General features: G+C 72.0%; 29 protein-coding genes and 2 pseudogenes. 10 read left to right on the forward strand and 21 right to left on the reverse strand.

What is annotated here, in order from left to right; all coding sequences use genetic code 11:
- Positions 1-34 precede the first annotated feature (34 nt).
- The gene (locus AB0M54_RS21690; RefSeq protein ID WP_364473340.1) at positions 35-1,210 is read right to left on the reverse strand and encodes an MFS transporter; all 1,176 of its coding nucleotides are present in this window, start codon (positions 1,208-1,210) and stop codon (positions 35-37) included.
- 3 nt (positions 1,211-1,213) lie between these two features.
- Positions 1,214-2,056: an NAD(P)-dependent oxidoreductase gene (locus AB0M54_RS21695; protein WP_364473342.1), complete on the reverse strand. Its 843-nt coding sequence runs from the start codon at positions 2,054-2,056 to the stop codon at positions 1,214-1,216.
- Between the two features lie 134 nt (positions 2,057-2,190).
- On the opposite strand from AB0M54_RS21695, the gene AB0M54_RS21700 reads away from it, so the two are divergent.
- Positions 2,191-2,631, forward strand: coding sequence for a MarR family transcriptional regulator (locus tag AB0M54_RS21700; RefSeq protein WP_364323363.1), 441 nt, complete (start codon positions 2,191-2,193; stop codon positions 2,629-2,631).
- A 3-nt stretch (positions 2,632-2,634) separates the two neighbouring features.
- The gene (locus tag AB0M54_RS21705) at positions 2,635-3,582 is read left to right on the forward strand and encodes a pirin family protein (RefSeq protein WP_364473344.1); all 948 of its coding nucleotides are present in this window, start codon (positions 2,635-2,637) and stop codon (positions 3,580-3,582) included.
- A 62-nt stretch (positions 3,583-3,644) separates the two neighbouring features.
- On the opposite strand, the gene AB0M54_RS21710 is transcribed toward AB0M54_RS21705, so the two are convergent.
- From AB0M54_RS21710 to AB0M54_RS21740, 7 genes are all read right to left on the reverse strand, one after another.
- Positions 3,645-4,061: a hypothetical protein gene (locus AB0M54_RS21710; RefSeq protein ID WP_364323367.1), complete on the reverse strand. Its 417-nt coding sequence runs from the start codon at positions 4,059-4,061 to the stop codon at positions 3,645-3,647.
- 37 nt (positions 4,062-4,098) lie between these two features.
- Complete coding sequence (locus tag AB0M54_RS21715; protein ID WP_364473346.1) at positions 4,099-4,725, reverse strand: Clp protease N-terminal domain-containing protein; 627 nt, start codon at positions 4,723-4,725, stop codon at positions 4,099-4,101.
- A gap of 1 nt (position 4,726) precedes the next feature.
- A complete protein-coding gene (locus tag AB0M54_RS21720) occupies positions 4,727-4,963 on the reverse strand; it encodes a helix-turn-helix domain-containing protein (protein WP_364323371.1) in 237 nt (78 codons plus the stop codon).
- A gap of 213 nt (positions 4,964-5,176) precedes the next feature.
- A complete protein-coding gene (locus AB0M54_RS21725; protein ID WP_364323373.1) occupies positions 5,177-5,377 on the reverse strand; it encodes a DUF3072 domain-containing protein in 201 nt (66 codons plus the stop codon).
- Positions 5,378-5,423: 46 nt separating this feature from the next.
- Positions 5,424-6,185 carry a VOC family protein gene (locus AB0M54_RS21730; protein WP_364473348.1) on the reverse strand — a complete coding sequence of 254 codons (762 nt, stop codon included), beginning with the start codon at positions 6,183-6,185 and terminating at the stop codon, positions 5,424-5,426.
- Positions 6,186-6,275: 90 nt separating this feature from the next.
- A complete protein-coding gene (locus AB0M54_RS21735) occupies positions 6,276-7,532 on the reverse strand; it encodes a cation:proton antiporter (RefSeq protein ID WP_364323378.1) in 1,257 nt (418 codons plus the stop codon).
- A 9-nt stretch (positions 7,533-7,541) separates the two neighbouring features.
- Positions 7,542-9,599 (reverse strand): SpoIIE family protein phosphatase, encoded by a 2,058-nt coding sequence (locus AB0M54_RS21740; RefSeq protein WP_364473350.1) that lies wholly within the window; start codon positions 9,597-9,599, stop codon positions 7,542-7,544.
- 181 nt (positions 9,600-9,780) lie between these two features.
- Here AB0M54_RS21740 and AB0M54_RS21745 point away from each other — a divergent pair.
- Positions 9,781-10,467, forward strand: a pseudogene (locus AB0M54_RS21745) (hypothetical protein); the annotation flags it as partial.
- A 1,124-nt stretch (positions 10,468-11,591) separates the two neighbouring features.
- On the opposite strand, the gene AB0M54_RS21750 reads toward AB0M54_RS21745, so the two are convergent.
- Both AB0M54_RS21750 and AB0M54_RS21755 read right to left on the reverse strand, forming a co-directional pair.
- Complete coding sequence (locus AB0M54_RS21750; RefSeq protein ID WP_364323382.1) at positions 11,592-11,936, reverse strand: DUF6401 family natural product biosynthesis protein; 345 nt, start codon at positions 11,934-11,936, stop codon at positions 11,592-11,594.
- 65 nt (positions 11,937-12,001) lie between these two features.
- Complete coding sequence (locus tag AB0M54_RS21755) at positions 12,002-12,208, reverse strand: hypothetical protein (protein WP_364323384.1); 207 nt, start codon at positions 12,206-12,208, stop codon at positions 12,002-12,004.
- A 211-nt stretch (positions 12,209-12,419) separates the two neighbouring features.
- Between AB0M54_RS21755 and AB0M54_RS21760 the strand changes: the two genes are divergently transcribed.
- The 4 genes from AB0M54_RS21760 (at position 12,420) to AB0M54_RS21775 (ending at position 14,853) form a co-directional block, all read left to right on the forward strand.
- Positions 12,420-13,019: a hypothetical protein gene (locus AB0M54_RS21760; RefSeq protein WP_364473352.1), complete on the forward strand. Its 600-nt coding sequence runs from the start codon at positions 12,420-12,422 to the stop codon at positions 13,017-13,019.
- A 68-nt stretch (positions 13,020-13,087) separates the two neighbouring features.
- Positions 13,088-13,588 carry a hypothetical protein gene (locus tag AB0M54_RS21765; protein ID WP_364473354.1) on the forward strand — a complete coding sequence of 167 codons (501 nt, stop codon included), beginning with the start codon at positions 13,088-13,090 and terminating at the stop codon, positions 13,586-13,588.
- A 13-nt stretch (positions 13,589-13,601) separates the two neighbouring features.
- Positions 13,602-14,447, forward strand: a complete 846-nt coding sequence (locus tag AB0M54_RS21770) for a helix-turn-helix domain-containing protein (protein WP_364473356.1) — start codon at positions 13,602-13,604, stop codon at positions 14,445-14,447.
- A complete protein-coding gene (locus AB0M54_RS21775; protein ID WP_364323392.1) occupies positions 14,440-14,853 on the forward strand; it encodes a VOC family protein in 414 nt (137 codons plus the stop codon). Before AB0M54_RS21770 ends, AB0M54_RS21775 begins: the two co-directional genes overlap by 8 nt.
- Here AB0M54_RS21775 and AB0M54_RS21780 read toward each other — a convergent pair.
- The 5 genes and pseudogenes from AB0M54_RS21780 to AB0M54_RS21800 all read right to left on the reverse strand — a co-directional run.
- On the reverse strand, positions 14,850-15,476 hold the full coding sequence (locus AB0M54_RS21780) for a response regulator transcription factor (protein WP_364323394.1): 627 nt from the start codon (positions 15,474-15,476) through the stop codon (positions 14,850-14,852). The genes AB0M54_RS21775 and AB0M54_RS21780 overlap by 4 nt on opposite strands.
- On the reverse strand, positions 15,473-16,705 hold the full coding sequence (locus tag AB0M54_RS21785) for a sensor histidine kinase (RefSeq protein WP_364473358.1): 1,233 nt from the start codon (positions 16,703-16,705) through the stop codon (positions 15,473-15,475). Before AB0M54_RS21785 ends, AB0M54_RS21780 begins: the two co-directional genes overlap by 4 nt.
- 56 nt (positions 16,706-16,761) lie before the next feature.
- A complete protein-coding gene (locus AB0M54_RS21790) occupies positions 16,762-17,973 on the reverse strand; it encodes a glycosyltransferase (protein WP_364323399.1) in 1,212 nt (403 codons plus the stop codon).
- A gap of 101 nt (positions 17,974-18,074) precedes the next feature.
- The gene (locus AB0M54_RS21795; RefSeq protein ID WP_364473543.1) at positions 18,075-18,713 is read right to left on the reverse strand and encodes a DUF5753 domain-containing protein; all 639 of its coding nucleotides are present in this window, start codon (positions 18,711-18,713) and stop codon (positions 18,075-18,077) included.
- 12 nt (positions 18,714-18,725) lie between these two features.
- Positions 18,726-19,034, reverse strand: a pseudogene (locus AB0M54_RS21800) (helix-turn-helix transcriptional regulator); the annotation flags it as partial.
- Between the two features lie 236 nt (positions 19,035-19,270).
- On the opposite strand from AB0M54_RS21800, the gene AB0M54_RS21805 reads away from it, so the two are divergent.
- A complete protein-coding gene (locus tag AB0M54_RS21805) occupies positions 19,271-19,495 on the forward strand; it encodes a hypothetical protein (RefSeq protein WP_364323403.1) in 225 nt (74 codons plus the stop codon).
- Between the two features lie 14 nt (positions 19,496-19,509).
- Entirely contained in the window at positions 19,510-19,734 is a 225-nt protein-coding gene (locus AB0M54_RS21810; protein WP_364323405.1) for a hypothetical protein, read from the forward strand.
- 84 nt (positions 19,735-19,818) lie between these two features.
- On the opposite strand, the gene AB0M54_RS21815 is transcribed toward AB0M54_RS21810, so the two are convergent.
- Entirely contained in the window at positions 19,819-20,052 is a 234-nt protein-coding gene (locus tag AB0M54_RS21815; RefSeq protein WP_364473544.1) for a hypothetical protein, read from the reverse strand.
- A 76-nt stretch (positions 20,053-20,128) separates the two neighbouring features.
- Positions 20,129-21,715, reverse strand: coding sequence for an NAD(P)/FAD-dependent oxidoreductase (locus tag AB0M54_RS21820; RefSeq protein ID WP_364473360.1), 1,587 nt, complete (start codon positions 21,713-21,715; stop codon positions 20,129-20,131).
- A 73-nt stretch (positions 21,716-21,788) separates the two neighbouring features.
- On the opposite strand from AB0M54_RS21820, the gene AB0M54_RS21825 reads away from it, so the two are divergent.
- Complete coding sequence (locus tag AB0M54_RS21825; protein ID WP_364473362.1) at positions 21,789-22,253, forward strand: SRPBCC family protein; 465 nt, start codon at positions 21,789-21,791, stop codon at positions 22,251-22,253.
- Between the two features lie 153 nt (positions 22,254-22,406).
- Here the strand turns inward: AB0M54_RS21825 and AB0M54_RS21830 are convergent, their stop codons facing one another.
- The 3 genes from AB0M54_RS21830 to AB0M54_RS21840 are packed head-to-tail and all read right to left on the reverse strand — an operon-like array spanning position 22,407 to position 25,170.
- Complete coding sequence (locus tag AB0M54_RS21830) at positions 22,407-23,552, reverse strand: S8 family serine peptidase (RefSeq protein ID WP_364473364.1); 1,146 nt, start codon at positions 23,550-23,552, stop codon at positions 22,407-22,409.
- Entirely contained in the window at positions 23,549-24,772 is a 1,224-nt protein-coding gene (locus AB0M54_RS21835) for a hypothetical protein (RefSeq protein WP_364473366.1), read from the reverse strand. The genes AB0M54_RS21830 and AB0M54_RS21835 overlap by 4 nt, the downstream gene beginning before the upstream one ends.
- Positions 24,772-25,170: a hypothetical protein gene (locus tag AB0M54_RS21840; RefSeq protein ID WP_364473368.1), complete on the reverse strand. Its 399-nt coding sequence runs from the start codon at positions 25,168-25,170 to the stop codon at positions 24,772-24,774. The genes AB0M54_RS21835 and AB0M54_RS21840 overlap by 1 nt, the downstream gene beginning before the upstream one ends.
- Positions 25,171-25,223: the final 53 nt, after the last annotated feature.

The following is a 25,223-nucleotide window of genomic DNA, read 5'->3' on the forward strand; positions in this document are numbered from 1 at the left end:
GGCACCCCAGGGGAACAAGCGCCGCCGCCGCCCGTCAGCCCGGGTCACGGCCGATCCTGATGGCTCGGAACGCGGGAATGGAGGCCGTCAGGAGCATCGCCGCCGCTGCTATCGCGCCGCCGGTGATGGCCACGACCGCGGTGCCGAAGGTTGCGGCCAGGAGGGGGGCGGCCAGCTGGCCGGCGGGGGAGGACGCCGTCGACCAGAACTCGTCGTGGGCGCCGACCCGGGAGAGCAGGCGCTCGGGGATGAGCGTGTTGGTGACGGTCTGCCAGGTGACGGTGAAGAACTCGGCGGCCGCGCCGGCCAGAAGGGACGCCGCGGCCAGCCCGACGGTGCCGGCGCCGGCGCCCAGCAGGATGAGTGGCAGCGTGGCCACGGTCATCGAGGACAGCGCCGGTCGCATCGGCCGGCTCATCAGCGGCACCCGCACCAGGACCACGCTGGAGAGCAGGGCGCCGGCGCCGCGGGCGCTCAGCACCAGGCCCCAGGCGGCGGCGCCGATGGTGGTGTTGGCGATGACCGGGCCGAGGATCTGCCAGAAGCCCATGTTGGTGGCGTTGAAGACGGCGAAGGCCAGGGTGACCGACCAGAACCAGCGGTGCGACCTGAACCAGGTCCAGCCTTCCCGCAGGTCGGCGGGCCGGGGCTCCAGGCGGGGCAACCTCATCCGGGCGAAGCAGGCGGCCGCCAGCAGGAACGAGGCGGCGTCGGCGGCGATCGCCCATCCGCCGCCGGCCGCGGCGGTGAGCAGGCCGGCGGCGGCCGGGCCGCCGATCCGGGCGATGTTGCCGGCCGCGGCCAGCAGGGAGCCGGCCCGCTGGAGGCCGAGACCGGAGGTCAGGTTGGCCAGGATGCCGCGGAGCGTGGGCGTGGTCAGGCCCTGGAAGACGCCGTTCAGGGCGGAGAACGGCAGCAGCAGCGCGGGATGCCGATCGGTGAGCAGGAGCACCGCGACGCCGGTCTGGGCGAGGCCGGCGCCGAGGCTGGTCAGCACGAGCACGGTGTCGCGGCGGTAGCGGTCGGCGACAGCGCCGCCGAGGAGCATCGTCGCGACCATCGGCACCAGGGCCGACGCGGTGACCGCGGACAGCCAGGCGGCGCTGCCGGTCAGCTCGAGGACGCCGAAGGCCAGGGCCACGGGCGACATGAAGCTTCCGATCAGCGAGATCGAGCGGCCGGCGAAGAACCAGCGCAGCGCCGGGGACACCTGCTAAGGCCGGCCCTCGAAGATGTGCCGCGCGGTGAAGCCGATCAGCTCGCGCGCCGGTGCGAGGTCGATCGGCACGGTGCGGCCGGGGAACGACGGGCGCGGGGTGCCGGGGTGGAAGCGGGCCAGCAGGTCGTCGGTGGGGTACGGCGCCAGGGTCGTCGGCGCGGCCACGTAGATGACATGGCAGCCGGGCGACGCGGGGGTCAGCGCCGCCACCATGGCCCGGCCGGCGTCGCGGGTGTCCAGATAGGACCAGACGTCGTTGGCGCCGGTCAGCGGGTCGTCGGCGTATCGCCGGGCGGCCGAGGCCAGCCGGTCGGACGGCGAGCCGACGAACGGGAGCCGCAGCGCCACCACGGTCAGGTCGTAGCGGCGGCGCATCATGGCCGCCGTCTCCTCGTCGACGCGTTTCGACAGGGCGTACGCGTCGTGGATCTGCAACGGCAGCGCCGCGTCGATCGGCAGGTAGGGCATGGTCAGCCGGTGGGGCGCGAACGGCAGGCCGCAGATGGCGTAGCTGCTGGCCAGCGCGACCCGCCGCACCCCGGCCCGGCCGGCCTGGTCGAGCACGGTGAAGGTGGCCTGGGTGTTCAGGGCGAAGACGAGTTCGGCCGGGTCGCTCAGCGGGGACGGGATCGCGGCCAGGTGGATGACCGCGTCGACGTCGTCCAGCGCGCCGGCCACCACGCCGGGGTCCCGCGCGTCCCCGATGACCACCCGCGCGCCGTCACTCTCCAGGGGCACATTCGACAAGGCGGTGACGGGTACGCCCGAAGCGAGCAGATGATCGACGGCGGCGCGCCCGATCATCCCGCCGGCGCCGGTGACCAGGACGCGGGGCATCAGCGGACCGCCGTGGCCGGAACAGGGTGACGCGTGGGGAAGGCGGTGCGGAGGGGAGCCATCAAAAATCAGGCTAACGGAGGCATACGCCACATCTCTGGTATTTCAATTTTGAAAGACCTATCGTGGGGATCGTGACCGAACCGCTCAGCCCGACGCAGCAGGAGTCGTGGCGCGCCTACGTCGAGTCGTCGTGGGCGCTGCACACCCGGCTCGAGGACGAGCTGCGGGCGGCCACCGGCCTGAGCATGGCCGACTTCCACGTGCTGGTCGTGCTGTCCGAGGCGCCCGGGAAGCGGTTGCGGATGGGCGAGCTGGCCGGGCGGCTGGTGTTCTCGCCCAGCCGGATCACCTACCAGATCAACTCGATGGTCAAGCGCGGCCTGGTCCGCAAGCAGCCGTGCGCCGCTGACGGCCGCGGCAGCGAGGCCGTGCTGACCAGCGCCGGCCTGACCGAGCTCGAGGCCGCCGCCCCGCTTCACCTCAGAACCGTTCGTGCCCGCTTCATCGACCACCTCGACGACGAGGAACTCGCCGTCATCGGCCGCGCGTTCGCCCGGATCAGAAAGGCCTGAGCCATGCCCGCCATCACCGTCGACGACGTCCTCGTCCTGCCCCGCCTGCCCGAACTCGACCCCGCCGCCCAGCAGCGCCCGGTCCGCCGGCTCACCACCGCGCCGAGCGGCTACGAGGGCGAGGGCTTCCCGGTGCGGCGCGCCTTCGCCGGCGTACCCGTCAACGAGCTCGACCCCTTCATCCACCTGGACCAGATGGGTGAGGTCGACTACGCCCCGGGCGAGCCGAAGGGCACACCGTGGCACCCGCACCGCGGCTTCGAGACGGTCACCTACATGATCGACGGCGTCATGGACCACCAGGACTCCAACGGTGGCGGCGGCACCATCACCAACGGCGACACCCAGTGGATGACGGCCGGCGGCGGCATTCTGCACATCGAGGCGCCGCCGGAGCAGCTGGTGATGAGCGGCGGCCTGTTCCACGGCATGCAGCTGTGGGTGAACCTGCCGCGCGTGGCCAAGATGATCGCCCCGAAGTACCAGGACATCCGCGGCCGCGAGTCGGTCCTGCTCACCACCCCCGACGGCGGCGCGCTGATCCGGGTGATCGCCGGCGGCCTGGCCGGTCACGAGGGCCCCGGCTCCACGCACACGCCGATCAACCTGGCCCACGTCACGCTCCAGCCCGGCGCCCGCCTCGACCTGCCCTGGCCGGCCGACTACAACGCGCTGGTCTACGTGATGTCCGGCCGCGGCACGGCCGGCGCCGAGTCCCGGCCGATCGAGATGGGCCAGCTCGCGGTGTACGGCCCCGGCGACGCGATCCGGGTCTCGTCCTCGTCCGAGCTCGACCTGTTCATCATGGGCGGCCGCCCGCTCCGCGAGCCGGTGGCCCACCACGGCCCGTTCGTGATGAACACCCGCGAGGAGCTCAAGCAGGCGTTCGACGACTTCCAGAAGGGCCGCCTCGGCGTCGTCCCGGCCTCGAAACTGCCCCACACCGACTGACGTTCACCGGTGACCCGGCAGCTCCATGCGGGCCGGCTCGGCCGGGTCGGCCACGGCGTCGGTCAGGAGCGCTCGGTGAAGTAGAGCCGCAGCCGGCCGTCCGACCAGGACACGTCGGTCACGGTGATCACCGAGGCCCGGGAGTTGAGCCAGCTGGTCGCCGCGCCGAAGGCCTCGGCCGCGGTCTGGCCGCTGAACGAGACCCGCTGGAGCCAGCCGTCGGTGTCGCGCGCCGGGTGGCTCGGCGCGGCCACCGAGGCGACCATCGGGTCGGGGCCGGTGATGACCGCGGTGGGGCCGATCGGCTCGCCGTTGACGACGCCCTGGATGAACCAGTCGTTGATGCTCTCGTCGTGCTCGACGGTCCAGCCGCTGATCGGGCCGAGGTCGGCGGCGATCGCGTTCTTGGCGTTGTCCATCGCGGCGTCGAGGGTGGTGACCTCGAGGTCACCGCCGTTGTACTCCACCCGGTAGTTCATGGGCGCCCCAGTACCCGGCCGGGGCGCCCGGGAACCTTCAGGCGGCCTTGTCGTTCAGCGCCTGGGTGAGCGTGGTGCGGAGGCGGCCGAGGTCGACCTCCCGTTCGGTGATGATCTGCATGGCCAGGCCGTCGCCCTCGCGGAGCAGGCCGAGCAGCAAGTGTTCGGGCGCGATGAAGTTGTGTTTCAGGCGGAGGGCCTCGCGCAGGCTCAGCTCCAGCACCTTCTTGTTGCGCGGGCTGAACGGGATGTGTCCCTTGGCGCCCTCGCCGGCGTAGAAGCGGCCGAACAGCCCGCGCCGTTTCGGCGCCTGCGCGCGGGGCAGCCGCAGCGCCCCGGGCCCGAAGTTCTCCTCGATGGCCCGGCGCACCTGGTCGAGGTCGATGCCGATGGCCTTGAGCGCCTCACGGTCGTCGGCGTCGCGGTCGACGAGGGTGGCGGTGTCCGGCGCGGCGTCGGCGGGGACCCGGCGGAGGATCTCGGCGCGGACGTAGCGCTGGTCGATGCCGTCCGCGGCGAGCGCCCGGGCGATGGCCGACGACGGGTCGGCCAGCATCGCCAGCAGCAGATGTTGGGTGCCGATCGGGGACTGGTGCAGCTCGCGCGCCTCTTGCTGGGCGCCGACGACGATCTCTCGTGCGCCGTGGGTGAATCGCTCGAACATCTCAGTCCTTCCGTGGGTCGATCATCGGCATCAGGCGGGCGTGCTTCTTGTGCACGCCCTGCCGGGTCACCTCGAGCGCGTCGGCGATCTCCTGCCAGCTCCAGCCCTTGCGGCGGGCGTTGGCGACCTGGAGGTGTTCCAGGCCCTCGAGCAGGCGACGGAGGGCGACGACGGCACGCAGCCCGACCCGGGGGTCAGCACTGGAGGCGGCAGCAGCCAGGTCGGTCGCTTCGGTCATAGGTGTCAACCTACGTTGACGGGAGGTCTGCGTCAACCCGAGTTGACGGCCAGAAACCGATGTCGTAGCTGGGTGGGTGGTTCAGACCGTCGCTCCCGCCGAGGGTCGCTTCGCTCCACCTGCGTGCGCGGTCACCCGCAAAGGACAAACCCACAAAGACAAAGAAAGGGCCACCCCCGCTGCAGTAGGGGTGGCCCTTCGGTCAGGAGCGGCTCAGCGGCCGCGACCGGTCTTTTCCTGGAGCTCGTCGATCTTCTGGGACGCCTCCGCCTTGGTCAGCGTGGCGGGCACCTCTTCGTGGGCCTCGCTCGCCAGCGTGTGGAGATATGACTCCTGCGCCCCGGTGGCGGGCTCGTCACCCGTGGTCCAGTCGTCCGGGTCCTTGATCGTGTTGTCTCCGGAGGGAGCAGCCATGACCACGCCTTCTTTCATGGGTGTAGTTCTCGTACACCCGTGCTACCTACCCCGGGAAGGTCAGCTCCATGCCGGCCATCGCGCTGAAGGTCAGCATCAGGTCGACCGGGCGCGAGGTCGGGGCGGTCACCGCGAACGGCGTACCCCACGGGTCGCGCAGCTCGGCGATCAGCCCGAGCCCCATGTCGGTCGGGGCGATGACCACCTCGGCGCCCAGGTCGGCCGCCGTGGCCATGGTCGCCGCGCAGTCGGCCACCTGGAAGGCCGCCCGCCAGCGGGCCACCCGGCCGCCGGGGGCGAGGCCGGCCACCGCGTCGTGCCCGGGGGTCAGCCATTCGATACCGTCGCGCAGCAGCCAGCCGAACGCCGAGCCGTAGAACCGCTCGGCCTGGGCCGGGTCGGCGGTGAGCAGCTCGGGCCAGGCCATCGTGCCGGGCTCGCCGGCCATCTGGGCGCCGGCGAAGTCGGTCGCCTCCCACAGCCCGAGCGTCGCGCCGGACGGGTCGGCGACCACCGCGCCGCGGCCACCCCGGCCCTCGGTCGGCCCGCTCAGGCAGCGGCCACCGGCGGCGGCGAACCGCTGCACGGCCCGGCCCAGATCTTCGGCCGCGAAGTAGGTCAGCCAGCCGGCGGGACGGCCCGGCCGGGTCCGGGTGAGCCCGGCGACCGCCTGGCCGCCCAGTTTGAAGCGATCGCCGGCGGGATCCCAGCCGAACAGGCTCGCGTAGAACTCCTGAGCCCGGCCCGGCTCTGCACTGGCCAGTTCGACCCAGCAGGGTGCCGCCGGCGCGAAACCTCTGATCCGCATTGACTCGCTCCATCGTGGACGTCGCCGTGTGTCGACCACCATACGCCAATCAATACGCTCCGCCACCATCTGAGGGTTCAATGTCGGAAATTATCGAGTTTCAGTTACCGTGCGTGTTCTTAACTTCCACTGATCCAGCAATCGCATCACCGGCGTGACGGCGATGCCGTGCAGAACCACGGACACGAGCACGACGAACGCGACGGTCGCCCAGAGCAGATCGGACTGTGGGAACGTTGCGTGCGTCATCGCGTACGCCAGGTAGTAGAACGACCCGATCCCGCGGATGCCGAAGACGGCGATCACCCCGCGCTCGGCGTGTCGCCCTTCGGTGCCGATCAGCGAGGCATATCCGATCAGCGGGCGGACCACGAAGACCAGGGCCAGACCGACCAGCGCGGCCGGCCAGGTCAGCGGGGCGAGCAGACCGGTCACCACGGAGCCGCCGAAGAGGAGCAGCAGGAGGACGGTCAGCAGCCGCTCGGTCTGCTCGGCGAAGTCGTGCAGAATCTGGTGGAACTCGTGCGACCGCTCCAGCGACCGGATGCCCCGCGCCGCCACGAAGACGGCCAGGAAGCCGTAGCCGCCGGCCACCTCGACCACCCCGTAGGCCAGGAACGTCGCGGCCAGCGCCAGGAACCCCTCGGAGTGCTTGGCCAGCCGCAACGACTCGCGCTTGGGCCGGAAGAACAGCCGGCCCAGCAGCCGGCCGACGACCAGCCCGCCGGCGATCCCGACCAGGATCTTGAAGAAGACGTCCCGCACCGCCCACTCGGCCGTCCAGGCCAAACCACCGGCGCCGGCCAGTGCGATCGCCGCGTACACGAACGGGAAGGCGAGCCCGTCGTTCAGCCCCGCCTCCGAGGTGAGCGAGAACCGCACCTCGTCCTCGGAGTCCTCCTCGTCGGTGGGCTCGCCGACCTGCACGTCCGAGGCCAGCACCGGGTCGGTGGGCGCGAGCGCGGCGCCCAGCAGCAGCGCCGCGGCCGGCACCAGACCCGCCCACCACCAGCCCAGCAGCGTCACCGCGGCGATGGTCAGCGGCATCGCGATCGCCAGCAGCCGCCAGGTCGACTGCCAGCCACGGAGGCTGAGCGGCCGGTCGATCTTCAGGCCGGCGCCCATCAGCGCCACGATCACGCCGATCTCGGTCAGGTGCTCGGCCAGCTTCGGGTGGGCCAGCGGATCGGGTTCGGGCAGGCCCAGCGGCAGCGCGAAGACCGCCATGCCGAGCAGGAGGAAGACGATCGGCATGGACAGCGGGCGCCGTTCGAGCACCCGCGGCAGAATGCCGGCCAGCAGGGCACCCACCCCGATCAGGGCGAAGAGGAGATCACTGAGTTGCACCCCCGGTGGTTATCCCGGGATCAGCATCTCGAACCACACGGTCGAACCTCGAACCGTCGGATCGGTGCCCCAGCTGTCGCTGAGCTCCTCGATCAGGCCCAGGCCGCGGCCCCGGCTGCTGAGCGCGTCGGTGTGCGCGCGGGTGACGCTGCCCCGGGTGCCGGTGTCGGCCACGGACACCAGCAGGCGTTCGGCGGTCAGATCGACGCGGACCGACGCGGGGGTGCCCGCGTGGAGCAGGGCGTTGGTGGTCAGCTCGCTGGTGCACAGCACCGCGGCGCCGACCACCGGCTCGGGCACCTGCCACTCGCGGAGCTTGCCGGCCATCCAGGCCCGCACCCGGCTCGGCCCGGTCGGCTCGGCCGCCACCTGCATCGTCGCCGACCGGCTCAGCGCCAGCGCCCGCTCGACGGCCAGCACCGCCACGTCGTCGTCGGTCGAGCCGGTCACCGCCGAGGTGGCCAGCGCGCACATGTTGCGAGGGTCGCCGCCGACCGCTTTCGCCGCCGCTTCGACCAGGTCGTCCAGGCCGTCGGTGAGCGGGCGGCCCCGGCGCTCGACCACGCCGTCGCTGAACATCAGGATGGTGTCGCCCGGCTCGAGCGTCACCACCCCGGTCTGCCAGCGCCCGCCCAGCCCCAGCGGCGCGCCCGGCGGAACCTTGACCAGTTCGGCCGTGGCCGGGCCGCCGGAGACGCCGGCGCGGCGCAGCACCGGCGGCGGGTGCCCGGCGCTGGCCAGGGTGATCGTGCCGTCCTCGGTGTCCAGCAGGCCGTACACCACGGTCACGAAGATCTCTTCGTTGCGCGACTCGGCGCCCAGCGAGCCGACCAGCCGGTCGAGCCCGGCCAGCACGCTCGGCGGCGCCGGGTCGGTCAGCGCCAGGGCCCGCAGCGCCGCCCGCACCTGACCCATCACCGCGGCCGCCCGCACGTCGTGCCCGGCCACGTCGCCCAGCACCATCGCCAGCCGGCCGTCGGCCAGCTCGAACGCGTCGTAGAAGTCGCCACCGGCCGCGTTGCCGTCGACGCCCACGTCGTAGCGGGCGGCGATGCGAAACGTGTCCAGCTCGGGCAGGTGTTCCGGCAGCATGCTGCGCTGGAGCAGCTGGGCCGTGCCATGTTGGGCCTCGAACCGGCGGGCCCGCTCGGCGGCCTGCGCCACCAGCTCGGCGATCGCCGTCAGCAGCGCCCGCTCGGCCGGCAGCCACGCGTGGGGGTCGATGAAACCCATGGTCAGAGCACCACGCAACGACGGGGTGCGTAACGGCAGCACGGCCAGCGCCCGGATCCGGCGCTCATGCCGGTCGGTGGCCACCTCGGCCAGCGGCGTCCCGTCGGCCACGAACGTCGCCCGCCCCGCCTCGGCCACCGCCACCAGCGGCGCCCGCGGCTCGGTGACCCGCTTCCAGACCGGCGGCAGCCGCTCGTCCGCCTCGTCCAGCATCTCGCCCCGCACCCGCCGCACGTAGCGGTAGGCGGTCGCGCCGTCGTCGACCGCGAACACGCAATGATCAACATCAAAGGCGCTCATCGCGTACGAGAGGACGACCCGGGCCACGTCGTCGATGGTCATCGCGCCGGCCAGCCGCGCGGTCAGGTCACCGAGGCTCTGCAGCCGCCGGGTCACCTGGGTGGTCTCGGCGGCGACGGTCAGCACGCCGGCCACCAGCCCGTCCTGCCCGCGGACCACGGAGTGTCCCCGGGTGAACCAAGCCTGCTCACCCCGCGGCAGGTGCACCTGGGTCTCGGTTTCGAGGAACGGCTGCCCGCTGCGGTAGACGTCGTTGATCACGCCGCCGACGCTCGGCGCCTGCCACAGCGTGCCGAACACCTCGCCGGCCGGCCGGCCCAGCGCGCCGGGGTGCTTGTCGCCGAGCAGCCCCGCATAGGCGTCGTTGTAGAGCAGCAGATGGGTGTCGCCCCAGGTGAAGACCATGGGCACCGGGGAGGCCAGCATCACCTCGACGGCCGCGCGCACCACCGGGTCCCACGAGTCGATCGGGCCCAATGGGGTACGAACCCAATCGTGCGCCTGGAGCAAAGCGGCGCACGTGGTTCCGGCCATGGGGAAAGAGTATCCCGCCTCGTCCGTTTGGACGATGCCCTCCTGCCCGATAGTCCGATTCCTGACCGTACGACGGTCTCGTCACTTGTGTACGCCCTGCCCCAGCCGTTTCATCCTGCGGGTGGAGCGCGGTACCCCTAAGGTCGTTGTGACTCTTCTCGGCTCTCCCTAGGAGAAACGCATGACTGGCGACGGCCTCGGCCGCGGACTGAGCGACATGTGGCGCTCGGTCCTGTTGTTCCTCCCGGCCCTGCTGGCGTTCATCGTCATCCTGGTCATCGGCTACGTGGTGGCCCGGCTGCTGCGCGCGGCCGTCGGCAAGGGCCTGCACCGGATCGGCTTCGACCGCGCCGTCGACCGCGGCCCGATCGGCCGGGCCCTGCGCGGCAGCAAGATCACCGCCAGCGACGTGTGCGCCAAGATCGTCTACTACGGCATCCTGCTCTTCGCCCTGCAGCTGGCCTTCGGCGTCTTCGGCCCCAACCCGGTCAGCGACCTGCTCTCCGCCCTGATCGCCTGGCTGCCGCGGGCCTTCGTGGCCATCGTGATCATCGTGGTCGCCGCGGCCATCGCGAACGCCGCCGGCGACCTGATCGCCAGCGCCCTCGGCACTCTGCCCTACGGCCGCCTGCTGGCCCGCATCGCCTCCGTGCTGATCATCGCCCTGGGCGTGATCGCCGCCTTGGAGCAGGTGCAGATCGCCACCGCGGTCACCGGCCCCGTCCTGATCGCCGTCCTGGCCACCATCGCCGGCGTCACCATCGTCGGCGTCGGCGGCGGCCTGATCCGCCCGATGCAGTCGCGCTGGGAGTTCTGGCTGGGCCGGATGAGCACCGAGTCGGCCGTCATCCGCGAGCGCGCCCGCGCCTTCCAGGAGGAGAAGGCCGAGGCCGCCCGCCTCGCCGAGGAGGCACGCCTCGCCGAAGAGGCGCGCAAGGCCGAAGAGGCCCGCCTCGCCGAGGAAGCCCGCCGCGCCGAAGAGGCCCGGAAGGCCGAGGAAGCACGCAAGGCCGAAGAGGCCCGCAAGGCCGAGGAAGCACGTCTGGCCGAGGAGAAGCGCAAGGCGGACGAGGCCCGCAAGGCCGAGGAGGCTCGCCTGGCCGAGGAGAAGCGCAAGGCGGACGAGGCCCGCAAGGCCGAGGAGAACCGCAAGGCTTCCGAGGCCCGCCTCGCGGAAGAGGCCCGCGTGGCCGAAGAGACCCGCAAGGCCGCCGAGGCCCGCCAGGCTTCCGAGGCGCGTCAGGCTTCCGAGGCGCGTCAGGCCGAAGAGGCCCGGCGTGCGGCCGAGGCCGCCGAGCAGACCCAGGTCATCTCGTCCCTGCCGCCGGTCGACGACCGTCCGCACCTGGTCCCCGGCTTCGACCGCGACGACGACCCGACCGCCGAGGTGGTCCGCGACGACGAGAGCGAGAAGACCCAGATCCTCCCGCAGCCCGGCCGCAACGCCGGCGAGACCCAGGTCCTGCCGCCCCCGGACGACGACCCCACCGAGGCCGGCCCCACCCCGGGCCCCGGCAAGCGCCGCTGACCCAACACCCGCCGCGGGCAACCGTGGCCAGGGCACGCCAAGAGCCGCCGGCCCCTTCTGCTCTGAGCGCGTATAGGCACCACTCGGCAGACGTGATCATCCGAGTGGTGCCTATACGCGCTCAGAGCAAGGCGTGGCGGAGGGGCTGGCGCGGCGTGCTCGGAGGGTGGTCACTTACGCGTGGTGCCTATACGCGCTCAGAGCAAGGCGCGGCGGGTGGGGGTTGGGCGCGGAGCGCCCGGAGGGTGACCACCTACCTGGAATGAAGGGTGGGCGGCTCTGTTCTGGCCGGTCACGGCCTTGGAGTCGCGCGCCCGGCCTCGGCGGGAGCTGCGGTCTGAACCACCCACCCAGGCACGACATCAAGCTCTTGATCTTGAAGTGTCGGGCATGGGAGTGGGCCGGCGCCGAAGAGGATCGGCGCCGGCCCTGGGAACGTGCGATGGCCGGTCAGCGGAAGAGCGTCAGAGCGTTGTGGCCAGCGTGACGACGGCCAGCAGGCGGCGGAGGACCCAGTCGTTGGCGGTCCAGTCGATGGCGCCGGTGGGAGGCGTCCAGCCGTGCTTGAAAGCGGCGTCGCGCACCCCCTCGGCGTAGGCGGCCAGGATCACCGGCGTGAGCGCCTTGACGTCCGCGGACAGGCTGTCGCGGACGCCGGCGGCGTGCTGGTCGATCGCGGCCAGCAGGGACGGCGAGGCGGCCACGGCGGCCAGGCCGGAGACGCCGACCGAGGCCGACAGCTCGTCGAGGGACACGTGGGCGGAGCGCAGGGCAGCGCGGGCGGCAGCGCCGCTGAACAGGCCATTCATGTGAGAGAACGTTAGGGAGCCCGGGGTTGCCGACGGTTCTCCCGACCGGTGCAGCTCGGTTGAAGCTATTCGGCGGCCTCGGCGCTGCTCCGGCGGCGGGTGGCGTCGTCGGCCAGGATCACGGTGGCCACGACCAGGGCCACGACCACGGCGAAGAGCCAGGAGGCGTCGTCGACCAGGCGGGCCGCCAGGGGGGCCTGGAATGCGACGATCAGGAAGCCCAGCCAGGCGAAGCGACGCTGACGAGCGGACAGGAAGCCTTCGGAACGCATTCGGACAGTCTGGCTCGATCCGGGCGCTTCGCCGTCACCCGTTCGGCCGATTCTGCGTTGACCGTTGGTGCCCCCAGCGCTGAGTCAAGGTAACTCAACCATTCGTGTGACATCGGCGTTCGCGCTGGTCACCGCCTTGACAGTGGGCGCGTGCACGCCGATGGCGCCCCGGCCGCCGGCGCCGGTGCCGCCGGCTACGGATCGTGTCGTGGTGGGTGCGCTCCGCGGGCGTACGGGCGCGGCGTTACTGGTCGGCGACGCGGCGTCCCGGGTCGAGGTGCGACTGGCCGAGATGCCGGGGCTGCTCTACCGGGTCACCACGCCGGCCGACGGGGGACTGGCGCCGCACGTGACGGTGCGGCGGGGGGTGCTGCGGCTGGATCTGCGGCCGACCGGCGGCACGGGGCCGGACATCGTGCGGATCGTCCTGAACCGCCGGGTCCGCTGGGATGTCCGGCTGCCCGCGGGCGCCGGCGAGCAGCAGCTGGACCTGTCGGCGGGGCGGGTCACCCGGGTCGAGCTGGGCGCGTCCGGCCTGGTCGAGCTCAACCTGCCACACCCCTGGGGCACCGTCCCGGTGGTGCTGCGCCGGGGCGCCGGCACGGTCGAGATGACCACGCCGCCGGCCACGCCCGTCCGCCTGAACCTGCTGGAAGGCGCCGGCGCGGTGACCACACCCTGGACCGTCAACAACGGCACCCCGGCCGCCACCATGCTGACCGCCCCGGGCTGGCACCGCAGCACCGACCGCTACACGATCCGCCTGGCCTCCGGCGCCGGCTCCATCACCGTGCGCGAGCGCGAGCCCTAGCGGAGAGCGGGATCGACGACGGCAGGACCCGGCGAATCAACAGCGGGGACGTCGGGTAAGAAGACCGCATGACCGACGAACCGTTGTACGCCAAATGGGGCTTCACCGACGCCGAATGGGGCCTCCTTGTCGGCCTGCCGCAGGCTGTGCTCACCGCGGCCAGCGCCGCCAGCCAGGACGGCGCCCGCAAGACCCGGGCCGAGAACGAGGCCGGGCTCGACAAGATCTCCGAGGCCCGCGCCTCGGCCAGCGGGCTGGTGGTCGAGGTGGCGTCCGAGGCGCTGGGCGCGGCCGGCGACCCCGAGCTGGGTGAGGACCCGCCGGTGATCGAGCCGGCCGACCCGATCGAGTACGCCCGGGACGTGCTCGTCCGGGCCAAGGAGGTGAACGCCGTCCTGGCCGCCAAGGCGACCCCGGCGGACGCCGAGACCTACAAGCACTGGCTGGTCGAGATCGCCGACTCGGTGGTCGGCGCGGCCAGCACCGGCGGGGTGCTCGGCATCGGCGGCGAGGCGGTCACCGACCGGGAGCGCAACTTCCGGGACAACCTCGCCCAGACGCTGAGCTGATACAAACTGCGGTATGACGGTTGACGAGTACGTGCAGGCCCGGCCCGCGCCGGGCCTGCGGCCGTTCGTCGGCTGGTACTCGGGCTACCGCCAGCGTGGCCTCCCGCCGGGCCTGCACCGCGGGCTGCCGTCGCCCTACCTCACGCTCATCCTCACCCTGGACGAGCCGCTCACCGTAAGCGCGCACCCCGACGGCCGCCAGCCGCCGGGCACCTACGACACGCTGCTCGGCGGTCTGCACCTCGCACCGGCCCTGATCGCGCACGACGGCGCCCAGTCCGGCGTGCAGATCGCCGTCCACCCGCTCGGCTGCCGGGCGCTGTTCGGCCTGCCCGCCGGTGAGCTCGGCGGCCTCGACGTCGACCTGCCCGCGGTGATCGGCGACCGGGCCGCGTCGGCCCTGCGCTCCGCCGTCCAGGCCCACGACCGCTGGCCCGACCGCTTCGCCGCGCTCGACACGACCCTCCTGCGCCTGCGCGGCGACAATTCCAAGATCAACCCCGATGTGGGGTACGCGTACGAGCGCCTGCTTGCCACCGGCGGCACCGTCACCGTTCGCGACCTGGCCGCCGAGGTCGGCTGGAGCACCCGCCACCTGACCACCCGGTTCCGGGCCGAGACCGGGCTCGGCCTCAAGGAGGCGGCCCGGGTGACCCGCTTCGACCGGGCCCGGCGCCGCCTGCGCCCCGGCGTCAAGCTGGCCGACCTGGCCGCCGCCACCGGCTACTTCGACCAGGCCCACCTGGCCCGCGACTTCCACGCGTTCGCCGGGGTCGCGCCCACGCGGTGGCTCGCCGACGAGATCGCATTTGTCCAAGCCGGCGCCGGCCTCACCGCCGAGGATGAAAGGCATGACTGATCTGACCCCGCCACCGGCCGTGTGGCCCACGCTCCGGGCGACCGACGCCCGCGCCCTGATCCGCTTCCTCGTCGACGTGGTCGGCTTCGAGGAGACCGCCGTGTACGGCGACGGCGACACCGTGCAGCACTGCCAGCTCTCCTGGCCGCTGGGCGGCGGCATCATGCTCGGCTCGGCCACCGGCCGCGGCGACGACGACACCTGGGCCCTGCGCCCGGGCACCTTCGGCTGCTACGTGGTCGCCGACGACATCGACGCCTTGCACGAGCGGGTCAAGGCCGGCGGCGCCCCGATCACCCGCGAGCCGGCGACCACCGACTACGGCTCCCGGGAGTTCGCGATGAAAGACCCCGAGGGCAACCTGTGGAGCTTCGGCACCTACCGCGGCGAGCCCAGGAAGGGCTAACCGCGTCCGAGGAGGCCTCGCTCGAAGGCGGCCGCCACGGCCGCGGCGCGGTCGCGGACGCCCAGTTTGGCGTACACGTGGAGCAGGTGGGTCTTGACCGTGGCCTCGGAGATGAAGAGGCGCTGGGCGGCCTCCCGGTTGGTGCCGCCCTGGGCGATCAGCGTCAGGACCTCCAGCTCGCGCTGGCTCAGCGGCTCGGCGGCGGGTGATCGCAGCCGGCCGATCAGCCGGCCGGCCACCGCGGGGGAGAGCACCGACTCGCCGCGGTGCGCCGCCGACACCGCCCGGAAGAGATCCTCGCGCGGGGTGTCCTTGAGGAGGTAGCCGGTCGCGCCGGCCTCGATCGCGGGCAGCACGTCGCGGTCGGTGTCGTACGTGGTCAGCACCAGGACGCGGGCGGCCGAGCCCGCCTTCTTCAGGGCCCCGATGGTGGTGACTCCGTCCATGCCGGGCATGCGCAGGTCCATCAGGACGACGTCCGGCCGCACCGACCCGGCCACGGCGAGCGCCTCCCGCCCGTCGCCGGCCTCGCCGACCACCTCGAACCGGTCGTCGCCGGCGAACATGCCGCGCAGGCCGTCGCGGACCACCGGGTGGTCGTCGACGATCAGCAGCCGGATCACGCGGCGGCCCGCACGCAGGCCGAGATCGCGGTGCCGGCGCCCGGCTCGGACTCGACCTCGAGCGTGCCGGCGATCCGGCGCAGGCGCTCACGCATCGCGGTCAGCCCGTGCCCGCCGGCCTCGGACGCCTCCCGGGGCGCCGCCGGGTCGAAGCCGGCGCCGTCGTCCCGCACGTCCAGCGACACCACATCCTCCATGTAGGACAGGGTGAGGGCGACCCGGGAGGCGCCGGCGTGCCGGGCCACGTTGGCCAGCGCCTCCTGCGCCGCCCGCAGCAACGTCGTCTCGACCTCGGGCGTGAGCGGCCGCACCGTGCCGGTGGTGATCAGCTCGGCCGGCACGTCGTTCAGCGCGGCCCAGTCGTCGACCACCCCGGTGAGGGCGTCCGGCAGCGCCGCCGCGGCCAGCTGCTGCGGGCGCAGCGCCTGCACCGACCGGCGGACCTCGGTCAGGCCGTCCCGGGCCAGGCGCCTGGCCTGGGCCAGGTGCCGGTCGTGGTCGGCCGGCCGGTCGGTGGCCGCGTCGGCCGCCTCCAGCTGCGTCACGATGCCGGTCAGCCCCTGCGCCAGCACGTCGTGGATCTCCCCGGCCAGCCGCTGGCGCTCGTCCAGCACGCCCGCCTCCCGGGCCTGGGCGAGCAGCTGGGCGTGCAGGCCGGCGTTCTCGCGCATCGCGGCGGCCAGTTTGGTGTTGGCCTCGCCCAGCTCGATCACCATCTGGCGGCGGCGTTCCGACTCGGCGTCGTTGGACATCGCCATCCGGGTCATCGCCACGCCGATGACGACGTTGAAGGCCAGCAGCACCAGGAAGCCCGGCAGCACCCCCGGCTCGGCGATGACGACGAAGCCACCGATCTGGCCGATGGCGCTGAACACGGCGACCAGCGCGGCCCCGGCCAGGGCCCGCCGCCCCTGCAGCGCCGTCACCACGAACATGTAGCCGCTCCAGATGAACAGCGCGAACAGCGGGCTGGCCAGGATCAGCACCGGGAAGAAGCAGTAGAGCCCGATCAGGAAGACCCGCATCACCGCCGGCCGGTCGATCCACTGCGGATGCAGGGTGATGAACCAGAACAGCCACAGCGCCACGGCGCCGACCACGGCCAGCCCGACCGGGATCGGCAGCACCTGCGAGAAGTCGGTGAGCAGCATCAGCACGGTGGAGCCGGCCAGCGTTCCGTACGGAAGCCAGCGGATCGCCCGCCGCCCGAACCCGTGGCGCGTATCCATGACTACGAGCCTGGCACGCGTTCGGGCCGCCGGTATCAACCGGTTGGTGGACCCGGTCAGACCTGGGCGACCGCTTCCTCTTCGGCGGGCTTGCCACGACCGGTGACCGCCGAGTAGACCGAGCCGACCTGGGCGGCGACCCGCTTCCACGAGTACGCCTGCCGGGCCCGGTCGAGCGCGGCCGTGGCGTACGCGAACCGGCGTACCTTGTCGTTGACCAACCGGCGCAACGCACCGCCCAGCGCGCGGGGGTCCCGGGGCGGGACCAGATCGCCGGTCAGGCCGTCCACGACAGTCTCGGTGAGACCACCGACGGCGGTGCCGACCACGGGTACGCCACACGCCATCGCCTCGAGCGGCGACATCTCGAACTGGTCCTGCCACGGCGCGGCGACCAGGAGGTCGGCCGAGCGGTACCAGGCCGGCAGGTCCCGGGCCGGCACCCCACCGATCAGCCGCACCCGGTCGGCGACCTGGTACTTCTCGGCCATCGCGCGCAGCGACCGCGCGGCCGGGTCGGAGGCGAGCTGCTCGGGCGGCGGACCACCGATCACGATCATCTCGGCGCCCGGCACGTACCGCAGCGCCTGGATCACGTCGCCGAAGCCCTTGCGCTCGACCAGCCGGCCCACCGACAGGATCCGTGGCCGTTCCGGGTCACGATCGGCGACCGGCCCGTCCGGGGAGAACCGCTCACTGTCGACCCCGGCCGGCACCACGGTCAGCCGGGCCCGCGGCACGCCGATGCGCATCAGGCCCTGCACCTCGTCCTGGCTCTGCGCGACCACCCGGTCGACGGCCCGGCCCAGCGCCCGCTCGTAGCCCGACCGCGACGGCGTCTTCCCGGCGGTGGTGGGCAGGTCGGCCAGCTCGTGGAAGGACTGCACGACCGGGATGCCGACCTGCCGGGCGGCGGTGACGGCGGCGAGGCCGCTGGTCCAGAAGTGCGCGTGTACGACCTCGGGGCGCCAGTCGCCGGCCCACGCCTGCTGCAGCCACTTCGCGAAGTCGCCCATGTGCGGGAGGAGCAGGTCGGGCGGCACGGTCTCGGCCGGTCCGGCCGGAACATGCACGACGCGTACGCCGGAAGCCATCGTCACGATTTCGTCGAGCCCGCCGCGGTCCCGCCGCGTGTACACCCGTACCTCGTGCCCGAGCCCCGCCAGCGCGGCCGACAGGTCGGCGACGTGCCGGCGCTGGGCGCCACCGGTGGCGTCCCCACCATCCGCAAGCGGACTGGCGTGCTCCGAGATCATCGCGATGCGCAACAGGGCCCCTCCTCCAGCGATTACGCGGTGCAGATGCCCGAACCCAAATTCCGTAAACATGAGCCCCGTTGCACCCCACCTTTCCGCAGCGTATCCCCCAGTCAGCCGGTCGAGGACTTGTACCGCCGCGCGTACTCCGCCAGGAGTGGTTCCACCTCGGGGGTGGCCGCTTCCCACAGCTCGTCGAACACCCTGATGTACCGCCGGACATCCTCTGCTCCCGGAGATGTCACGGCAGTGTTGAACAGGTCGATGACCACCCAGCGCTCGTCAGCCACCTCGAAGCCGGTGGAGAGCGGGCCGGGCAGCCGCTGGGTGAACGGCAGGATCCTGATCCGGAATCGGTCGGTGGCGGCGAGTTCCTGGATGAATTCGATCTGCTGAAGCATCGCGTGGTCGTCGGCCACGCGATTGGCCAGAGCCGCCTCGGACATGACGATAGCCACCCGGGTAGCGCGCTCCTGGAGCACCTCACGACGACGAATGCGGGCGGCGGCCGCGTCCATCAGCTCAGACTCCGGGGGCACCTTCCCCGGCGCGGCGCCGAGTGTCTGCGTGGAGATGATCACTGCTGTGGCGTAGTGACCGGTCTGAAGCAGGCCGGGAATCGTGGTCGGATTGAACAACCGGACGAACTTGCTCTTCTGCTCGAGTTCGGCGATCTGTCTCTGCGTGACGACAGCGCTCGCATCCGTGCGCAGGTCCTGCATCCGGTTGTGTTCCCCGTCGGCGTCGTCCACGAGTTGCTCAACCACCTCGGAGGGCAGATTCAGCGCGTCGGCGATGCGGCGGACAGCGGCCGGATCCGGCAGAACGGCTCCGGTCTCGATCCGGGAGATCTTGGACTGTGTCATTCCCACCAGGTCGGCCAGCTGGTGTCCGCTCAAGCCGGCCCGGCGGCGGTGGCTCTGGAGTCTTGGTCCGACGAGTCTCTCGTCAGCCGGACTGGACGAGCCCGATCCCGTGGGCCTCAAGGACTCGCCCCTCTCGTTGCGTTCAGCCGATGCCGTCGGCGGCGGCGGACCGGATGAGTTGGATCGGGACCTCCACAAGCAGTTCACCGGCGGGAACGGTGATCCCCGCAGCAGCGCTCGTGACCTGGTAAACCTGGATGATCATGGTGCCGCGACCCGATCGATACACGGTAGGGCGGGTCCCGCTGATGCAGGTGTTTGCACGACCCTTGGACCGAGGTCGTCAGACGTCTCATGTGCCAGGCCAGCATTGGTCACGGGCGCACCGTATGCAAACCTGCTCGTCCTATGCAAGATCAGTCCTGTCTCAATCAGGCTCATTCATGCTTTTGAACCTCGGGCCCATCGAAGCGATCGCGCCGGGTGCCGGCATCGTCGTCCTTCTCGGCCTCGCCGGTTTCTGTCTCCTGATGTCCGTCCGGCTGGTCCCGCGAGCGGTTGCCGCGCTCGGTGAGCTGGTGCAGGCGGCGGCCGCCGCCGCGATCGTCGCCATCGGGGCCTGCGCCGGGCTGTTCTTTCTTGCCGTCGCTCTGATCATGTCACTCTGACTGGAGGCCCGGAGATGAACAATTTCGCGGTGTTGTGCGCGGTCGTGGTCCTGATCGCGTTGTTCCTCACGGTGGAGATCGCCTCGGCTGTGCTGCCGATCGTCGTCGTCATCACGTTCGTGCCGCCGGAGCAGCGACCTGCTCTGGCTCATCTCATCGCGACCGCGGACAGCTCCCGGAAGTTCCGGCTGTGGCGAGCGCTGCGGCTCGCCGTTCAGGCCCGCCGAGGTCAGCGCTAGATCGGCAGGGCGGGGATTAGCCCACCGCGCGATCGTTCAGGATTCCCGCCTTGTAGACGATCCGCAACAACGCGCGCGCCTCGCTCAGGCGACGTTGTCGATGACCGACAGGAGAAGAGGCAAAGGGATCTCGACCAACTTTTCACCATCGGACACGGAAATGCCGACCGAGCCGGGTTCGATCATGTGCCCCTGCACGATCAACGTTCCCCGGTCGGTTCGATAGATGGTCGGGCAACTGCCCGAGCTGCAGGATGCGGCAATCTTTTCCACAATTGTGGGAGCGACCGCGTGCGGATCTTTCTGCTCGTCTGCCATCACTACCCGAGCGTGACACGACGAGTGCGCCGGGAGCGATTGTCGTTTTTCGCCGGTTAAAGGTGGTCCACCATCGTCAGCGATAGATGGCTCGGTGGGCCGCATTGATCGCCGCTCGATAGGCGCCGCCCGCCAGCGCGTTTTCTCGGGCCAGGGCGGCCCGGGCGGCGTTCGCGCCCGGCACCCCGTGGACGCCGCCGCCCGGATGGGCCGATGCGCTGGCCAGGAACAGGCGGTCGATGGGGGTGTCGGGGCGGCCCAGGCCGGGGATCGGGCGGAAGAACAGCTGCTGGTAGGCGGCCGCGGTGCCGCCGCCGAGGGCGCCGCCGACCAGGGAGGGGTTCTGCTGCTCGAGGTCGCCGGGGGCGAAGACGTTGCGGCCGATGACGGTGGCCTGGAAGCCGGGGGCCTGGGACTCGATGACCTGCTCCATGCGGGTCACGTGCTCGGCGATGTCATCGGGGTTCCACGAACGGCGGAACGGCAGGTGGGTGTACGCCCACAGCGACTCGGTGCCGGCCGGTGAGTGGGACGGGTCGGCCGTGGTCATCTGGCCCAGCAGCATGAACGGGCGGGTGGGCATCTCGTCGGAGGCCAGCTGGGCGGCGTAGCGGGTCAGGCTGTTCAGGTCGGCGGTCAGGTGCACGACCCCGGAGGTGGTGGCGGCGGGGTTGGTCCACGGGACCTTGGCGGAGACCGCCCAGTCGACCTTGACCGTGGCGCCGTCCCAGCGGAAGTTGTCCAGGTCGTCGACCATGCGCGTGGGGAGCAGGGGTGCGCCGACCAGGTCCAGGAAGAGGGCCGGCGCGGGTACGTCGGCCAGCACCGCCCGCCGGGCCCGATGGTTGGCGCCGTCGGCCGTGCGTACCCCCATCGCCCTGTCCTTCGCGATCAGCACGCGGGTCACCGGTGAGTCGTAGACGATCCGTCCGCCGCGGGCGAGAAGGCGGTCGACCAGGGCGGAGGTGATCTGCTGGGCACCGCCGACAGGGACCGGCCAGCCGCTCTCCTGGGCCAGCATGGCCAGCAGCCAGCCCAGCATGCCGCCGCCCGCGTCCTCGGGCGACAGGTCGGTGTGCAGCGTGCAGCCGGCCAGCGTCACCCGCGCGCCCTCGCCGCGGAACAGTTCCTCGCCCAGCCTGCGCGCCGGCAGCATCAGCCGGCGTCCCAGCCGCAGCGCGCCGCCGACGCCGAGCTTCCCGGCCAGCGCGGCGCCGTGCCGCACCGGTGGGAAACCCCCGAGCAGGGTGCCGACCAGGTGGTGCGAGATCTCCGACCATTCCGTGTACGCCGACCGCCAGCGCTCGCCGTCACCGGGCGCGAACGCCTCCATGGACGCCATCGTGCGGGTCACGTCGCGGCTGATGGTGGCGGCCCGGCCGTCGGGGAGCAGATGGGTGAGCGCGTCGGGGGCCTGGGTCCAGGTCAGGCCGTGCTCGTGCAGGTCGAGGCCGCGGAGCACCGGCGAGGCGTACCCGAGGGGGTAGAAGGAACTGAAGAGGTCGCTGAGGTAGCCGGGCGCGGTCACGTGGCCGGATCGGACCGCGCCGCCGGGCTGGGCGGTGGCCTCGACGACCAGGACCTCCCAGCCGGCGTCGGCGAGCAGGTTGGCGGCGACCAGGCCGTTGTGGCCCGCCCCGATGACGATTGCGTCCGCTGTCACAGTCCGGACCGTACCCGCGGCGGTTTGGGTCAATCTTTCCCGGGCACCTCTCGATGTGAAGGAGGGATTCACAGTGAGCACGGTTACCGAGTACATCGATGTTGACGTCCCGGTGCGGGCGGCCTACAACCAGTGGACCCAGTTCGAGGAGTTCCCGCAGTTCATGAGCGGTGTGACGGAGATCCGCCAGCTGGATCCGACCACCACTCACTGGAAGACCGACGTCGACGGCGTGAAGCGCGAGTTCGATGCCAAGATCACCGAGCAGCTGCCGGACGAGCGGGTGGCCTGGACCTCGACCGAGGGTTCCCGGCAGGCCGGCGTGGTCACGTTCCACCGGCTGGACGACGTCCGGACCCGGGTGACGGTCCAGATGGACTTCGAGCCCGAGGGTGTGGTCGAGACGGCCGGCGACAAGCTGGGCTTCCTGGACCGCCAGGTGAAGGGCGACCTGAAGAGGTTCAAGACCTTCATCGAGGAGCGCGGCGGCTCCGAGACTGGCGCCTGGCGCGGCGAGGTTGACCGCCCCGGCGCGTAACGCGTCGTCATAGGTGTGTGAGAAAGGCCGCCGGTGTTCCGGCGGCCTTTCTCAGGTCTCCGACCGGTGCTGGCCAGCGCGGCGGTGATGGCCGGCGCGGCGATGCTGGCCGGCCCGGTGGTGCTGGCCGGCCGGTGGTGACAGCCGGCTTCGTCAGGTGCGTTGCCGGCGGATCATCAGCACGATGACGACGATGCCGATGGCCAGCACGAGCAGCCCGGCCCCGACGGCGAGCACGATCGGCAGGACCTTGCGCAGCGGCAGCGCCTGGGGCGGATCGTCGTCCGGAACCGGAACCGGGGCCGGTGCGGGCGCCCCGGCCGAGGCGGCCGGAGCGGCGGCGCTCTCGGCCGGCGCCGGCCCGACCTCGGCGGTGAGCGCCTTCACCAGGTTGAGCCGCCCGAAGCCGTAGTTGTCGTCGCGTCCCTTCGGCCCGGCGTCGGTGGCCGTCGTGGTGAGCCGATGGATCACGTCGGCCGCCGACAGGTCGGGGTACTTCGCCCGGATCAACGCCGCCGCGCCGCTCACCATGGCCGTCGCCGGGCTGGTTCCGGTGCCGATGCTGTAGCCGGAGCTGAAGATGCCGGTGGTCGCGATGTCCTGACCGGGGGCGACGATGTCGACCCCCTCGTTGGTGACCGAGATCTTCGAGAGCTTGCCGTCCCGATCGACCGCGCCGACGCTGAGCACCTCGGGGTAGAGAGCGGGGAACCGGTCGGCGGCCGGCCGGTCGGTGTTGCCCGAGCCCGCGACCACGACGATGTCCGCCGCCCGGGCCCGTTGGATCGCCTCGCGGATGTTCTGGCCGGCGGGCCGCGCGAACGACAGGTTCATCACCATGGCGCCGCTCTTCGTCGCCTGGTCGATCGCGCGGGCGATGTCCGCGCCGTTCGAGGGCCCGTCGATGGCCGCGCCGGCGGGAAAGATCTTGGCGCCGGGCGCGATACCGAGGATGCCGCTGCCGCCGCCATGCCCGCGCCCGGCGATGATGCCCGCCATCTCGGTGCCGTGACCGACGGGGTCGTCCCGGCCGTCGCCACGCGCGTCGCCGGTGGCGTCGAAGCCGGGCAGGATCGCCGCGCGCAGGTCGCGATGCTCCGCCTTCACGCCGGTGTCGACCAGCGCGACCGTGACGCCGGCGCCGGTGCTGATCCGCTGGGCGTCGGCGACGTCGAGGGCGGACAGATACCACTGCTTGTCCCGGATCGAGTCGGCCGAGGCCGGCCCGGCCGGGGCCGCGATCAGACCGAGGGCGATCGCGGCCGCGACCAGAGAGCGTCCCGGACGGAGACGGATCACGGGCGGCGCCCGATGACGCCGGGGCCGGGATCGTGCCGGGCCTCGGTGGTGTCGGGCCGGATGACCGGCGTGACGCCGCTGTCGACGCCCCAGAGCTGGTCGGCCTCGCCGCCGGGCAGGATCTCTTCCTCGGACTCGCCGCCGGCCCCGCGCCCGCTCTGCCCGGTCATCATCTGACCGGGACCACCGCGGCCGCCGGGCTGGCCACCGATCACCGCCCCGGACGGCAGGCCCTGCCGCATCGGCACCGGCTGACGGCCCATGGCCGCACCGGAGCGACCGACACCCAGGCCGCTCATCGGCAGGCCGGCGCCCCCGCCCAGGCCGGGAGCCAGACCGAGCGCGCCGGTCATCAGCCCCGGCACCCCGCCGCCACCGCCGCCACCGCCGAGCGGAGTCGCCGGGGGAAGCGGACCGGGATTGCCGACGCCGATCGGCGCCGAGCCCGGGGTGATCACGCCGGCCAGGTCGGGCCCGGAGCCCGACCCCGGCGGGATGGTCGAACCCGGGATCGTTCCGGGATTGCCCGAACCGCCGTCAGCCGGCCCGCCCTCGGGCAGCGGCTGGATGTCGGGTGGATCGTTGGGGACCGTCACCGGGATGGGCGTGGCGTGCAGGACCGGGCCGGAGCCGGACCCGGAGCCGGAACCGGACCCGCCGCCCGAGCCCGGACCGCCCCCGCCGGGAGGCGGATCGCCCTGCAGCGGGTCGCCACGCTCGACGCCGCCACCGCTCATCGTGAACATCGCCGGCGACTCGATCTGGTTGAGGTGTTCGCTGATCGTGCGCTCGGCCTGCTCCATCGCCCGCTGGGCCTTCTCGTCGTACTCGTCCTCGGCGTGGTCGACCATGCGCGGCACGATGTCGTCGGCGGCGTCGGCCCGCTCGGATACCAGCGGGCGGATCGTCATCTGCGCCGTGCTGATCGCCTCGATCACGCCCTGGAGGCCCAGCCGGGTGTTCTCGGCGCGGGTCAGCGTGTCGCTCATCGAACTGGCCAGGTGGTCGAGGTAGCGGAAGAAGTTGCCGGCGGACTGGTTGGTGTCCGGCGACCAGGCCGCGGCGAGGTCTTCACCCGACTTCTTCAGCCTCCGGTGCTGTTCACGGACGCCCTGGGCCAGGTTCTGCCAGTCGAGGACCCGGTCGGCGCCGGTGCACTGGTTCTCCTGCTCGATCATGCTCCAGATCGCCGGCAGGTTGTAGTTTCCCCAGTTGCCCATCAGACCGCCCTCCGCGCGCCCGGGGCGCCGGCGATGATCTCGTTGGCCTTGGCGATCGCGCCGTCCATCAGGGCGCTCACCCGGGCCGTGGCCTCGGCGTTGTTGCGGTCGGTGCCCTTGAACTCGCGGGCGATGTCGTCGGCGACGTCGGCGAAGATCTCCGCCGCCTGCTGGTAGGCCCGCAGGTTGGCCTCGGTGTTGCTCAGGGCCACCGCGTAGCGCCCCTTCGCCTGCTGCACGATGTCGCTCATCGTGATGCGCGAGCCGAACGGCACCCCGTACGAGTGCAGTCTTGTGCCTCGATTGGCGACCTGGTTGAACCCAGTAGCCGCCTCGGAACGCATTCCCTTGGCGAAATCGCCCACCTGTCCGGTGTCGATCTCCACGCCGTCTGCCATGCCGCTGCCTCCCCGTGTTGCCAACCTCGGCGGACTCAGCATATCGACCCGGG

The sequence above is a fragment of the Actinoplanes sp. NPDC051470 genome (assembly GCF_040682035.1).
Lineage (GTDB): Bacteria > Actinomycetota > Actinomycetes > Mycobacteriales > Micromonosporaceae > Actinoplanes.

Bases quoted from the DNA above. Each gene is read 5' to 3' on its own strand.
- AB0M54_RS21785 (WP_364473358.1), bottom strand. From the start codon at position 16,705: ATGGATACGCGCCACGGGTTCGGGCGGCGGGCGATCCGCTGGCTTCCG.
- AB0M54_RS21730 (WP_364473348.1), bottom strand. From the start codon at position 6,185: ATGCGGATCAGAGGTTTCGCGCCGGCGGCACCCTGCTGGGTCGAACTG.
- AB0M54_RS21775 (WP_364323392.1), top strand. From the start codon at position 14,440: ATGACTGATCTGACCCCGCCACCGGCCGTGTGGCCCACGCTCCGGGCG.
- AB0M54_RS21705 (WP_364473344.1), top strand. From the start codon at position 2,635: ATGCCCGCCATCACCGTCGACGACGTCCTCGTCCTGCCCCGCCTGCCC.
- AB0M54_RS21710 (WP_364323367.1), bottom strand. From the start codon at position 4,061: ATGAACTACCGGGTGGAGTACAACGGCGGTGACCTCGAGGTCACCACC.
- AB0M54_RS21835 (WP_364473366.1), bottom strand. From the start codon at position 24,772: ATGGGCAACTGGGGAAACTACAACCTGCCGGCGATCTGGAGCATGATC.
- AB0M54_RS21810 (WP_364323405.1), top strand. From the start codon at position 19,510: ATGAACAATTTCGCGGTGTTGTGCGCGGTCGTGGTCCTGATCGCGTTG.
- AB0M54_RS21720 (WP_364323371.1), bottom strand. From the start codon at position 4,963: ATGACCGAAGCGACCGACCTGGCTGCTGCCGCCTCCAGTGCTGACCCC.
- AB0M54_RS21715 (WP_364473346.1), bottom strand. From the start codon at position 4,725: ATGTTCGAGCGATTCACCCACGGCGCACGAGAGATCGTCGTCGGCGCC.
- AB0M54_RS21805 (WP_364323403.1), top strand. From the start codon at position 19,271: ATGCTTTTGAACCTCGGGCCCATCGAAGCGATCGCGCCGGGTGCCGGC.
- AB0M54_RS21695 (WP_364473342.1), bottom strand. From the start codon at position 2,056: ATGCCCCGCGTCCTGGTCACCGGCGCCGGCGGGATGATCGGGCGCGCC.
- AB0M54_RS21750 (WP_364323382.1), bottom strand. From the start codon at position 11,936: ATGAATGGCCTGTTCAGCGGCGCTGCCGCCCGCGCTGCCCTGCGCTCC.
- AB0M54_RS21765 (WP_364473354.1), top strand. From the start codon at position 13,088: ATGACCGACGAACCGTTGTACGCCAAATGGGGCTTCACCGACGCCGAA.
- AB0M54_RS21740 (WP_364473350.1), bottom strand. From the start codon at position 9,599: ATGGCCGGAACCACGTGCGCCGCTTTGCTCCAGGCGCACGATTGGGTT.
- AB0M54_RS21755 (WP_364323384.1), bottom strand. From the start codon at position 12,208: ATGCGTTCCGAAGGCTTCCTGTCCGCTCGTCAGCGTCGCTTCGCCTGG.
- AB0M54_RS21770 (WP_364473356.1), top strand. From the start codon at position 13,602: ATGACGGTTGACGAGTACGTGCAGGCCCGGCCCGCGCCGGGCCTGCGG.
- AB0M54_RS21840 (WP_364473368.1), bottom strand. From the start codon at position 25,170: ATGGCAGACGGCGTGGAGATCGACACCGGACAGGTGGGCGATTTCGCC.
- AB0M54_RS21815 (WP_364473544.1), bottom strand. From the start codon at position 20,052: ATGGCAGACGAGCAGAAAGATCCGCACGCGGTCGCTCCCACAATTGTG.
- AB0M54_RS21725 (WP_364323373.1), bottom strand. From the start codon at position 5,377: ATGGCTGCTCCCTCCGGAGACAACACGATCAAGGACCCGGACGACTGG.